Genomic DNA, 12,210 nt, shown 5'->3' on the forward strand with positions numbered 1-12,210 from the left:
CTCATTGTCCTAACCGTTCGAGAAGGTCGGGAACATGGACCTGGTCCGTCTTGTAGTTGCCGGTCAGCATGTACATCATGATGTTGACGCCGGAACGATAGGCATATTCGCGCTGCGTTTCATCCGACGGCACGGTCGGCAGTATCGGTATGCCGTTGTCGTCGATTGCCCAGGCACCGGCGAAATCATTGCCGGTGATCAGGATCGGCGAAACGCCGTCGGCCGTCGCCGCCGATTTTTCGGTCGCTTCGCGGCCGCCCTGCCGGGCCTCGATCCAAAGCGGGCTGCCGGTGTAACGACCGGGAAAGCTCGACAGGAGATAGAAGGATTTCGTCAGCACGTGATCTGACGGTACCGGCTCGAGCGGCGGAATGTCGAGATTGCCGAGGATTTGCTGCAGCCTCTGACCGTTGGCGCTGACATTACCGCCATTGTCCAATGCGCTGATCTGGTCGCGCGTATCGAAAAGCACGGTGCCGCCATTGCGCATATAGGCGTCGATGCGGCTGATTGCCGCCGAAGACGGCATCGGCGCCGTCGCCGAAACCGGCCAGTAGATGATCGGGTAGAAGGAGAGCTCGTCCTTGGTCAGGTCGATGCCCACCGGCGGCGCCGGCTCTAGCGTCGTGCGGAATGTCAGGAACTGGGTGAGGCCCTCGAGGCCGCGCTCGGATATATTGTCCACGTCCTGTTCACCGGTGACGACATAGGCGAGGTGCGTGTTATCGAGCCTCTGCAGGATGAGGTCGTCGCCGGGCTGGGAGTCGTCGGCGTGAAGCGTGCCCGGTTGCATGAGAAAGCCGGCACTGAGCGCAATGGCGATCATCGCCGCTGTGCGGACAGCCGGGCGCGAGCGCGAAAACGCGCCATTCATGAAGAGAACGACCAGGCTATCGGCCAAGAGCAGCAGGAAAGCTGCGAGAAAGAGCGCGGGTTTTGCCGACCAGCTCTCGCCGCCGATCAGGCCTTCGCGTACGGCATTGGTCCCCGTTGTGTCGAGCGGCGTCAGTTCGGCATTCTCGGGCAGGACATTCAGGGAGGTGAAACCATCTTCCGACCCGTAGAGCCCGGGCGGGTTGTCGAAATTCGCCGTCGGTTCGGCTCCGGCCTGTGGAATGAGCGGCCGCGCCGAACCCGTCTCGGAGACGAGTGTGCCCTTGGCGGTCAGCATGCGGAACGGCGGCAGGGTTTCGGAGACACGCGCATTGCCGCGCGCTTCCGACGTCACGCCACCCGAGCGTGATATCTGCAGGAGGTGGCGCAGCATGTCGACGAAAGTGCCTGAGATCGGCAGATCGGACCACGTCGCTTCCGCCGTGACATGAAACAGGACGATCTGGCCGGATGCGAGCTGCTTCATCGTGACGAGCGGCGTGCCGTCGGCCAGGCTCGCCCAGGTGCGTTCGGCAAGATCAGGCGTCGGTTCGGCCAGCACCTGGCGCTTGACGACGACATCGGCGGGACGGGTTATGCCGGCAAAGGGCCCGAAACTCGGAAATTCGGCGAGCGACTGCGGCTCGCTCCACGACAATGTGCCGCCCAGCGCCCGTTCTCCCTGGCGCAGGATGACAGGGATCAGCGGATCGTCCGCAGGCGCTGCCGCCATGCGCGGACCGGCGAAACGCAGGAGCATGCCGCCATTCGATATCCAGCGGGTCAAAGGTTCGTAGGTCTCCTCCGGCAGCCGGCCGATATCGGCCATGATGATGATGGAGGGATTGCTGGCGAGAAGTTTCGGTATTGCCACCGAAAGATCGGAATCGCTGGGTTGGATCAGATCCGCATAGGGCTGCAGCGCCCGCTGGATATAGTAGAGCGGCGAGAGCAGCGGCTGGAACTCATCCCCTCCTTCCCCTGACAGCAAGACGACGCGGCGGCGCTTGAATGCGTCGTCGAGAAGGTGGACCGCGCCCGCCGTCGCGCCGTTATCGACGCTGACGCGGGCGAAATCGTTGCGCATTTCGAAAGGCGCGGTGATCGAACTCGTCGCAACGCTCTGACCGGGGCGAAAATCCACCCTACCGTTGGCAATCGAGCGGCCCTGGCTATCGGCGGCGTTCAGCGCCACGGATGCGGCATGCGAGCTGTTCAGCCGTGTGACCTTGACGGTCATGGCATCCGCCGCATTGTTGGCCGCGGTGATCGCGACCGTCCGTGCGGCATCGCCCTCGATCAGGCGGAGATCGGCGGGCTGGAGTTCGGCGAGCCTGCGCACCGTGGCGTCGTCGGCCTTGGCGGCGGCGCCGTCGGTCAGGAAGGCGAGGGTGCCAGGCTTGATGCCGTTCAGCGCGGCGCGCAGCGCCTGGAAGGTGCGCTCACGGTCCGGTACCAGCGGTCGCGGCTCGGCAGCACGCAGCTTGTCGCGGGCGCTCGCGGCGGTGCCGGGGATGGCGTCGTTGGTCGGATCGGCGGTGAAAGCGATCGACACGGGCATGCCGGCGGATTCGGCGTCGTCTATCAACGCGTCGGCGGTCTGAATGCGGCGCTCCCAGTCGGGTGCCGCCGCCCAGCTGTTGTCGACGAAGAGGACGAGCGGGCCGCCGGATGCGAGCGAACTGCTGCGCGGATTGAAAACCGGATCGGCGATCGCAAGGATGATGACGGCGGCGAGCAGCATGCGCAGCAGCGTCAGCCACCACGGGCTTTGCGCCGGCGTCTCCTCGCGCTTCAGCACCGATGCGAGGATCTTCAGCGGCGGGAAGACCTCGCTCTTCGGACGTGGCGGCGTCAGCCGCAGCAGCCACCAGATGACGGGCAGGGCGATGAGCGCGCCGAGAATGGCGGGATAGGCGAAAGCGAAGGGCAGGGCGTTCATAGCTGCCCTCCATGCGTCGCCTTGGCCGGCATGCCGGACAGATACATATGCACGGCGACCAGCGCCTCCGAGGCAAGATGATCGGTGCGGTGCGTCGCGAAGGTCCAGCCGAGATGGCGCAGCGATTGGCCGAGGCTGTCCCTGCGGGCGAGGTAGGCGTTGCGATAGGCCTCGCGGACGTGTTCGGCGCGGCCGGAGACCAGTTTGGCGCCGGTCTCCGGATCGGTGAATTCGGTCCGGCCGCTATAGGGGAATATCTCCTCGGCGGGATCTGCTATCTCGACCACGTGGCCGCGCAGGCCGCGGCGGGCAAGCGGGCCGAGCCGTTCCATGATCGCCGGTGCATCGTCGAGGAAATCGCCGATCAGCACGAGGTCGCTCCAGCCGCGGATCATCGCCGTTTCCGGCAGGCCGCCGGTCAGCGGGGTGTGCATCAGCGCGGCCGCAAGGCGCTCGGCGGCGTTGCGGGTGGAGACGGGGTCCATGATGCCGGGGCAGCCGATGCGCTCGCCGGAGCGGGCGAGGATTTCGGCCAGCGCCAGCATGACGACCAGCGCGCGGCTTTCCTTGGAGACGCTGCCATAGCTCGATTTGTACATCATCGAGGGCGACATGTCGCTCCAGAGCCAGATCGTGTGGGCCGCCTCCCATTCGCGCTCGCGCACATAGGTATGGTCGTCGCGGGCGGAGCGGCGCCAATCGATGCGCGACAGGCTTTCGCCCTCGGCATAGGGACGGAACTGCCAGAAATTTTCGCCGATGCCGCGTTTGCGGCGGCCATGCCAGCCGGCGATCACCGTGTTGGCGATGCGCTTGGCTTCCACCAGGCAGTCCGGCACCAGGGCGGCCCGCTGCCTGGCGCGGGAAAGGGCATCGCTGCCTGACGTCGGGTTGACGATCTGTCCGATAGATGCCACGCGTCCGGCTTCCTTATCCCTTTGCCTGCTTGACCAGTCCGGCGATGACATCGCGCACCGACATGCCTTCGGCGCGGGCGGCGAAAGTCAGCGCCATACGGTGCTGGAGAATGGGTTCGGCGAGTGCAAAGATATCGTCGAGTGACGGCGCAAGACGGCCTTCGTAGAGCGCCCTGGCGCGCGCGCAGAGCATCATCGCCTGGCCGGCGCGCGGGCCGGGACCCCAGGCGACGTTCTTGTCGGTCGAGGCATTGCCCTGTCCGGGACGGGCGGAACGTACCAGCGCCAGGATGGCATCGACGACCGTATCGCTCACCGGCATCTGCCGCACCAGGGTCTGGATCTCGATCAGCCGCTGCGCGTCGATGACGGCCTCCGGCCGGGTTTCGCCCAAGCCCGTCGTCTCGAGCAGGATCTGGCGTTCGGCGGCGAGTTCGGGATAGTTGACGTCGACCTGCAGCAGGAAACGGTCGAGCTGGGCTTCGGGCAGCGGATAGGTGCCTTCCTGCTCGAGCGGATTCTGGGTGGCGAGCACATGGAACGGCGCCGGCAGGTCATAGCGCTGGCCGGCGATGGTGATGTGATATTCCTGCATGGATTGCAGAAGGGCCGACTGGGTACGCGGCGAGGCGCGGTTGATCTCGTCGGCCATCAGCAGCTGGGCGAAAACAGGACCCTTGACGAAGCGGAAAGAGCGGCGTCCACTGTCGTCCTGATCCATCACCTCGGATCCGAGAATATCCGAAGGCATCAGATCCGGCGTGAACTGGATGCGGTTGGCGGCAAGGCCGAGCACTTCGCCGAGCGTCGTCACCAGTCTGGTCTTGGCAAGGCCGGGGACGCCGACGAGCAGGGCATGGCCGCCGGAGAGCACGGCGAGAATGGTGTTCTCGACGACGCTTTCCTGACCGAAGATTACCTTCGAGACTTGTCCGCGGATGGCGGCGATATCGGAGAGCGCCTTCTCGGCGGCGGCGACAATCGCCTTTTCATCGAGGCTGGCTTCGGTCTTCATCATACCCACGGGCATCTCCAACGGCTGAAATCATTCGGCAGCGAATCGGCGGACTTATACATCTGCCTCATACTCGATAGAGTTATGGAGATGCGACGGGCTGACAAGTTCGTTGCGAATGACTATCTCGTGACTTTACTTCGTTAAGGACAAACCGGGACGGAAGAATGGCAGCCGAAGAAATCAGCGGACAGGCGGATGCGGCGGGACTTGCCGCAATGATTTCGCGCGCGTCTGCGGAAAGTAGCGGTAAAAAACGTGGATTGCCGCCAGTCCAGCGGTGGAATCCGCCTTTCTGCGGCGATATCGATATGGAGATCAGGGCCGACGGCACCTGGTTCTACATGGGCACGCCGATCGGCCGGCCGGCGCTGGTGCGGCTGTTTTCGACGGTTTTGCGGAAAGACGACGACCAGAAGACCTATCTCGTAACTCCTGTGGAAAAGGTCGGGATAAGGGTCGCCGACGCGCCTTTCATCGCCGTGGAGATGAGCGTAACGGAAGGGAAAGGTCAACAGGTGCTGACCTTCCGCACCAATGTCGGCGATGTCGTGGAGGCGGGGGACAAGCATCGGCTGCGCTTTGCCATTGCGGACGGCAACGCCGAACTGAAACCCTATCTGCATGTGCGCGGGCGGCTGGAGGCGCTGGTGTCGCGTGCGGTGATGTATGAACTGGTCGCGCTCGGCGAGGTCCTCGACGTGGAGGGGCGGGCGATGTTTGCGATCCGCTCCGCCGGCGAGGTTTTCCCTGTCATGCCGGCCGACGAACTGGATGCTCTTTGCCGATGAATGATGCGATCACCCACCGTTATCCGCTGTTTTCCGCAGCCGAATTCCGCCGTCGCGCGCTCAACCAGAATGGCGGGCCGGTCGATCATGCCTGGCGCGATCACGGCGACCACATCCTCAATCCCGATATCGTGGCCGAGGTCGAGACCTTCAAGCTGCGCGACGCTGCCGTGCTCGTGCCCGTCGTCGACGACGGCGAAGAGGCGCAGGTGATCTTCACCAAGCGCACGGCGACGCTGCGCAAACATTCCGGGCAGATCGCCTTTCCCGGTGGCTCGATCGATCCCGCCGATATCTCACCTGAGATGGCGGCGATCCGCGAGACGGAGGAGGAGATCGGTCTCCCCGGCTCCTTCGTCGAAACCGTTGGGCGGCTGCCGAATTATCTTGCCTCGACGGGCTTCCGCATCACGCCGGTGCTCGGCGTCGTCTCGCCGGGCTTCGCGCTGACGCTGAACCCGGCCGAGGTGGACGATGTGTTCGAGGTGCCGCTTTCCTTCCTGATGAATCCCGCCAACCACAGCCGCGACAGGCGTGTCATCGACGGCATCGACCGGCATTTCTACCGCGTGCCCTATGAAACCAGAATGATCTGGGGCATCACCGCCGGCATCGTCCGCACGCTTTACGAAAGGCTTTATGCATGACCAGCCTTGCCGACCAAGCTTGGTTCCGCGATCCGGCACTCGGCCGGATCCTTTCGCTTCTCAACGCCGATGGTGGGGCCGATGGCGGGGAAGCGCGGGTGGTCGGCGGCGCCGTGCGCAACAGCCTGATGGGCCTGCCGGTCAGCGATATCGATATCGCCACGACACTGACACCCGAGATCGTCATGGACCGGGCGGCAGCGGCCGGCATCAAGGCGGTGCCAACCGGTCTGCAGCACGGCACGGTGACGCTCGTCATCGACGGCAAGCCCTTCGAGGTGACGACGCTTCGCACCGATGTCGAAACCGACGGACGGCATGCCAAGGTTGCCTTCAGTACCGACTGGAAGGCGGATGCCGAACGGCGGGATCTGACGATCAACGCGCTCTATGCCGACGCCGGGGGCGAAGTGGTGGATCTGGTCGGCGGGCTCGCCGATATCAAAGCGCGCAATATCCGCTTCATCGGCGATGCGGCAAGGCGTATCGCCGAGGATCATCTGCGCATCCTGCGCTTCTTCCGCTTCTTTGCCTATTACGGCTCCGGACGGCCGGATGCCGAGGGGCTGAAGGCCTGTGCGGCGGCGCGTTCGAAACTGAAGACGCTGTCGGCGGAACGTGTCTGGTCGGAGCTTAGAAAGCTGCTCGGTGCTGCCGATCCCGGCCGGGCGCTGCTCTGGATGCGGCAGATGGGGGTGCTGACGGAAATCCTGCCGGAATCGGAAAAATGGGGGATCGATGCGATTCCCTCGCTGATCGCCACCGAAAGGGCGCTCGGCTGGACGCCCGATCCGCTGCTGCGCCTTGCCGCGATCGTGCCGCCCGATGCGGCACGGCTGGAGGCACTTGCGGTTCGGCTGAAGCTCTCGAATGCGGAAGCGGCCACTCTCAAGGCCTGGGCGATGGCAGCGCCTGTGAATGACGAGATGTCGTCGGCGAGCTTCGAACGGCTGCTTTACCGCAACGGCGCCGACGGCATCACGACGCGGCTCAAGCTGGCGCTCGCCGTTGCGCGCGGCAAGGCTGAAGGGGATTTCGGTGAAATGGCGCGGTCGGCGCGGCTAACAAAGCTGCTGGATCAGGCGACGAACTGGAAGAAACCGCAGTTTCCGTTGAACGGCGGCGATGTGATTTCAGCGGGCATCGCTTCCGGCCCGCGCGTCGGCGAACTGCTTGCCGGCCTGGAAAACCAGTGGGTCGAGGAAAACTTCGTTTCCGACCGGGCGGCGCTGCTCGCCCGGCTGCTGGAGCGCTTGAGCTAGAGCATTTCCGTTTTTCTTCGAATCACGAAAATGCTCTATCTTTTTGTTTTCACGCAATTCCCGGCAGAAAGCGTTTCACGCTTTGCCTGGCAAAACCGCTGCACACTTTTGCTGGAATTGCTCCAATCAGGCGGCGTTCACCTCGTCACGGATGCGAGACTTGATATTATCCACCATGTTCTCGCGGATTGTGGTTTCGCCGTGAGCGTTTTTCAGATGCTCGACGGCGCGGCGGACCACCTCGGCGTCGCTATCCGCGCGCGTATGCCAGGCGCAGCCCGGGACGAGAGTGCCGCATTCGAAAAGTCGCATGGTCTTCTCCTCTGTTCGAAACACAACGACGATCGCGATCTCACGCGATTTATGAATGTGCGGGAGGAGGGAAGGTTCCGGCCGGCATCGGCATGCCGGCCAGTAAAGGCCGTATCAGTCGGGCATCGCCCAAGCTTTGTAGGTGTCCGAAAGCTGGCCGGGCATGTTGCTGTTGGCGGCCGCAGCTTCGTTCTGCAGCTGTTCCGGCGATTTTCCGCCGGCCAGTTGCAGCTTGACCTGCTCGATGAAGCAGGACAATGGCAGATCTGAGCCGCTCTTGGCCCGTAGCTTCTCGGCGATGCGCGTCAAAAACTCGGATGTGTCGATCGTGCGGGATGTTTCCTGGACATCCGTGGACGCAGGCGAGCCACTTTGTACCGTCATGACAATCCTCCTCCGATTGTTACGCACATACATATAAAGTTAGGACGCACTGAGTTTTCGTGAAGGTCTTTCACCTCGAATTTATCGATGAGATCTCACAGTGTCATGGCCAGCGGACGACGGGCGGCAACGACGACAGGATGGATTCCACGTTGCCGCCGGTCTTCAGGCCGAAGATGGTGCCGCGGTCATACAACAGATTGAATTCGACGTAACGGCCTCGGCGGATCAATTGTTCGTCGCGGTCGGCTTCCGTCCACAGCTTGTTGAAGTTGGAGCGGACGATCTTCGGATAGACCATGGCGAAGGCCCGGCCGACATCGCGGGTGAAGGCGAAATCGGCGTCCCAGCCGCCGGCCTGCTCGCTGGAATGCAGCCAGTCGTAGAAGATGCCGCCGATGCCGCGGGCCTCGTTGCGGTGCTTCAGGAAGAAATACTCGTCGCACCAGGCCTTGTAGGCGTCGTAATCGGCGACGGCATGATTGCGGCAGGCGATCTCCATGGCCTTGTGAAAGAGCTGACTGTCCTCATCTTCCTGCGTGCGGCGGCGCGACAGCACCGGCGTCAGGTCGGCCCCGCCGCCGAACCAGCGGCTCGTGGTGACCACCATGCGTGTGTTCATATGCACAGCCGGAACATTGGGATTGACGGGATGGGCGATCAGCGAGATGCCCGAGGCCCAGAAACGCGGATCGTCCTTGGCGCCGGGTATCTGCGCCCGGAAGTCCGGGGAGAATTCGCCGTGAACGGTCGAGGTGTGGACGCCGACCTTCTCGAAGACGCGGCCCTCCATCATCGACATCCGGCCACCGCCGCCGGCGCCGTTTTCGCGCGACCAGTCCTTGGCGACGAAGCGGCCGGGTTCCTGGTCGGAGAGCGGCCCTTCCAACTCATCCTCGATGGCTTCGAAGGAGGCGCAGATCGTATCGCGCAATCCCTCGAACCAATTGCGGGCGACCACCTTCTTCTCTTCGATATCGTCAGGCAGGCCGATCGGCAGTTCCGGTCTTTCCATGTCACGCCTCCAGCGACCACTCCCTCTCAGGACGCGACTCGCTCATTCTTGATTGCACTTTCGGTTTAGCAGTTGGCGCCGCATCTCGCCAAGCCGACCGGTACGGCGTGTGCAGCCAAGATTCGACTCGCAAATCAAGGATTTCGATATTACCTTTTTCACAAGAGGTAGGTTTGATGGCAAAAATTCCAGGACCTCCGTCCTTCGACGGCCTGAAGCGCAGAATGGCGAGACACCGGGCGGAAAATCCTCCCCGCAAGAAAGACCATTTCGTTCGTGAGACATATTGCCTCGGCCTCATCGATGCCCGCGCCAAGGCGCGCGAATGGTTCGACGAATATCCGAAAGCAGCCTATTGGACCGAGGTGGAAAGCTGGCGTCAACTCGACGGCGACCACATCGAATTCACCATGCGCCGCCTGCCTTCGGCCGACTGACCGTTACTCCGCTGCGGGCCGCACGCGGCTTTCGATCAGCAGGCCGCTTTCGTCCATGATCGGATGCGCCACTGAAACGATGTGGGCGTTGATGCGCTTGAGGTCGCGCAGCATGTCGAGATGCAGCGAACTCGTCTGCAGGCTGTCGGCGCGACCGTCGCGCAGGCGCTCGAGATGGCGCTCGGCCGATTGTTTCTCCATCCGGCGTACCTCGACCTTCACCTCCATCATCTGCCGCGCGAGATTGAAATCGCGGGTGACGAAGATCGTCTGGGCGACGCGCAGATTGTCGATCGTCAGATCGAACAGCTTGCGCAGTTCCTGGTGGCCGTCTTCGGAAAATTTGAGCCCGAGGGAGATTTTCTTCGCAACCTGCTCCGCCAGGCCTTTCTCGATGATATCGCCCATATGTTCGAGATTGATCGCATAATCGATGACGACGATCGAGCGGCGGGCGTTCTCGTCGGTGAGACCTCCGTGGCCGAGCTTCGAGAGATAGACCTTCACCGCTTGCTGCAGCCGGTCGACGCGCTCTTCGAGGGGCGGGATCTCGGTAAGTTTCGATGCGTCGTCATGCTCGAAGGCTTCGGAGACCCTGATCAGCATGCGTTCGATAAGGTCGCCCACGCCGAGCACTTCACGGGTGGCGCTGGTCAGGGCAACGACAGGCGTCGATAACTCCTGCGCATCCAGATATTTCGGGGCGTTGTCGGGCTCGGCCTGATCCGGCACCAGCCGGGCCATCAGAACGGCGAGCGGCCGGGAGAAGGGCCAGGCGAGTGCTGCGAGCAGAAGGTTGAAGGCCAGATGCGCATCGACCGGCAGCTTGGCTGGCCCGAAGGGCAGCATCTGGATGAGTTCGGCGCCATAGCCTGCGAGCGGTAGAGCGATGAGGCAGCCGAGCGTGCGGATGGCGAGATTGCCAAGTGTCACGCGCCGCGCAGAAACAGGCCCGGATAATGTCGCGACGACTGGCGGTATCGCGCCGCCGAGATTGGCGCCGAGCACAAGCACGATGACAAGTTCGGCGGAGACCACGCCGGCCGAGGCGAGCGACAGGATGAGCACCACCACCGCGAGGCTCGACGAAGACGCAAAAGCGAGTGCCGCGGACACGATCATTGCCACGGGCAGGGCGCCGTCCAGCAGGCCGATGAAAGCGGCGAGAGCGGGGGAGGTGCGCATCGGCTCGGTCGCAAGGCCGAGGAGGTGCAGCGACAGCAGCATCAGCCCGATACCGATCAGCGCTGTGCCGCCACCCTGGGCGGTGCTTGAACGGCCGCGGCAAAGCACGATGCCAACCAGGATCAGAAGAGGAGAGAGCCACTCGATGCCCGTCGCCACGATCCAGGCGGTGATCGCGGTACCGACATTGGCGCCGAGCAGAACAATCTGCGCCATCCGCGGCTTGATCAGGTCACGCTCGACAAAGGAGGCCGTCATCAGTGCCGTCGCCGTCGAGCTCTGCAGCGCGACGGTTGCAACGAGGCCTGACAGGAAAGAACGAAGACTGCCACGCGTGCCGGTTGCCAGGCCCGTTCGCAGGCGAGCGCCGAAGGCCCTCGTCACTCCATCTTTCACCTGCGCGAGACCGAACAGCAGCAGAGCCACGGCGCCGAACAGGTTGATCATGATGATTGTGGAGTCCATTTTATTGTTTTTATTCTGCTTTCGTCCGTATGAGGCGCTGTTTTCCTCCATGGCTCTTCCAACCTATTGGAATCGTGGAGGCAATGCGAAGTTTTTGATTGTTCGGCTAATAAATATACGCCAGTTTGCGCGATTGACAACGTCGTTTTGCGACATGTTGCGGAGCTGATCGGCAATTCCCGCAGGCCTGTCCTCGGCCCGCGCCCGCCTTCGTCAGGCCCAGACGGTTTGGCGCATCGCCTCGCCGACGATCATTGCGGCCGAGACCGCGACATTGATCGAGCGCTGGCCAACGACCATCGGGATCAGGATGCGGGCGTCCGCGGTCTCATGCACCTGATCCGGCACGCCGGCGCTTTCGCGGCCGAAAAGCAGGATATCGTCGGGGCGGAAGGCAAGGTTGGTGTAGCGATCGGCGGCTCTCGTCGAGGCGAGGATCAGGCGGCGGCCTGATGTGGCGCGCCACGCCTCGAAGCGCTCCCAGCTGACATGGCGGGTCAGCGCAGCGGCGGCGATATAATCCATGCCGGCCCGTTTCAAATTGCGGTCGGAGACATCGAAGCCGGCCGGCTCGATCAGATCGACCGCGAAGCCGAGGCAGGCGGCAAGCCGCAGGATCGTGCCTGTGTTGCCGGGAATATCCGGCTGATAGAGTGCCAGTCTGAGGTCCGTCATGACGTGTCGCCTTTTTGTTTTCGTTTCGATGCGCGAGGCGTAATCCAACTGTTATTTCGGAGCAACAGGGGCGCATTTTGGCGCCGAAACGTTCAATTTACGCCATTATGGGGCTGGAAATTTCGCGATTTTCGCGTTATCCATGCACATCTTCAATCGCCAGCAGGGAGGGCCGACATGAATATTTTGCTCGATATGCGCTTTCCCGCCGTGATGCCGATCAAGGCGACACGGCGCCGCTAGTGCGCATTTCTTCCTGAAATCCCCTTCTTGATCCATTGTGCGGCTGT

At 62.9% G+C, this 12,210-nt stretch carries 12 protein-coding genes; 4 read left to right on the forward strand and 8 right to left on the reverse strand.

The window, feature by feature from the left end:
- Position 1: 1 nt before the first annotated feature.
- Genes CO667_RS21275 through CO667_RS21285 form a run of 3 tightly spaced genes read right to left on the reverse strand, consistent with a single transcriptional unit; the run spans position 2 to position 4,756 of the window.
- Positions 2–2,815 (reverse strand): DUF4159 domain-containing protein, encoded by a 2,814-nt coding sequence (locus CO667_RS21275; protein WP_097620250.1) that lies wholly within the window; start codon positions 2,813–2,815, stop codon positions 2–4.
- Complete coding sequence (locus CO667_RS21280) at positions 2,812–3,732, reverse strand: DUF58 domain-containing protein (RefSeq protein WP_097620251.1); 921 nt, start codon at positions 3,730–3,732, stop codon at positions 2,812–2,814. Before CO667_RS21280 ends, CO667_RS21275 begins: the two co-directional genes overlap by 4 nt.
- Positions 3,733–3,745: 13 nt before the next feature.
- Positions 3,746–4,756 carry a MoxR family ATPase gene (locus CO667_RS21285; protein WP_097620252.1) on the reverse strand — a complete coding sequence of 337 codons (1,011 nt, stop codon included), beginning with the start codon at positions 4,754–4,756 and terminating at the stop codon, positions 3,746–3,748.
- Positions 4,757–4,914: 158 nt separating this feature from the next.
- Between CO667_RS21285 and CO667_RS21290 the strand changes: the two genes are divergently transcribed.
- Genes CO667_RS21290 through CO667_RS21300 form a run of 3 tightly spaced genes read left to right on the forward strand, consistent with a single transcriptional unit; the run spans position 4,915 to position 7,447 of the window.
- The gene (locus CO667_RS21290) at positions 4,915–5,538 is read left to right on the forward strand and encodes a DUF1285 domain-containing protein (protein WP_097620253.1); all 624 of its coding nucleotides are present in this window, start codon (positions 4,915–4,917) and stop codon (positions 5,536–5,538) included.
- Positions 5,535–6,185, forward strand: coding sequence for a CoA pyrophosphatase (locus CO667_RS21295; RefSeq protein ID WP_097620254.1), 651 nt, complete (start codon positions 5,535–5,537; stop codon positions 6,183–6,185). Before CO667_RS21290 ends, CO667_RS21295 begins: the two co-directional genes overlap by 4 nt.
- The gene (locus tag CO667_RS21300; protein ID WP_097620255.1) at positions 6,182–7,447 is read left to right on the forward strand and encodes a CCA tRNA nucleotidyltransferase; all 1,266 of its coding nucleotides are present in this window, start codon (positions 6,182–6,184) and stop codon (positions 7,445–7,447) included. The genes CO667_RS21295 and CO667_RS21300 overlap by 4 nt, the downstream gene beginning before the upstream one ends.
- 126 nt (positions 7,448–7,573) lie before the next feature.
- Here the strand turns inward: CO667_RS21300 and CO667_RS21310 are convergent, their stop codons facing one another.
- The 3 genes from CO667_RS21310 to hemF form a co-directional block, all read right to left on the reverse strand.
- Positions 7,574–7,759, reverse strand: a complete 186-nt coding sequence (locus CO667_RS21310; RefSeq protein WP_003593041.1) for a DUF1059 domain-containing protein — start codon at positions 7,757–7,759, stop codon at positions 7,574–7,576.
- Between the two features lie 114 nt (positions 7,760–7,873).
- A complete protein-coding gene (locus CO667_RS21315) occupies positions 7,874–8,143 on the reverse strand; it encodes a hypothetical protein (RefSeq protein WP_097620256.1) in 270 nt (89 codons plus the stop codon).
- A gap of 103 nt (positions 8,144–8,246) precedes the next feature.
- Positions 8,247–9,158, reverse strand: a complete 912-nt coding sequence (hemF, locus tag CO667_RS21320) for an oxygen-dependent coproporphyrinogen oxidase (protein WP_097620257.1) — start codon at positions 9,156–9,158, stop codon at positions 8,247–8,249.
- Between the two features lie 176 nt (positions 9,159–9,334).
- Between hemF and CO667_RS21325 the strand changes: the two genes are divergently transcribed.
- A complete protein-coding gene (locus CO667_RS21325; RefSeq protein WP_097620258.1) occupies positions 9,335–9,595 on the forward strand; it encodes a hypothetical protein in 261 nt (86 codons plus the stop codon).
- Between the two features lie 3 nt (positions 9,596–9,598).
- Here the strand turns inward: CO667_RS21325 and CO667_RS21330 are convergent, their stop codons facing one another.
- Positions 9,599–11,245, reverse strand: coding sequence for a Na/Pi cotransporter family protein (locus CO667_RS21330; RefSeq protein WP_097620364.1), 1,647 nt, complete (start codon positions 11,243–11,245; stop codon positions 9,599–9,601).
- A gap of 213 nt (positions 11,246–11,458) precedes the next feature.
- Positions 11,459–11,920, reverse strand: a complete 462-nt coding sequence (locus tag CO667_RS21335; protein ID WP_097620365.1) for a tRNA (cytidine(34)-2'-O)-methyltransferase — start codon at positions 11,918–11,920, stop codon at positions 11,459–11,461.
- Between the last annotated feature and the right edge of the window lie 290 nt (positions 11,921–12,210).

The sequence above is a fragment of the Rhizobium sp. L43 genome, assembly GCF_002531725.1.
Lineage (GTDB): Bacteria > Pseudomonadota > Alphaproteobacteria > Rhizobiales > Rhizobiaceae > Rhizobium.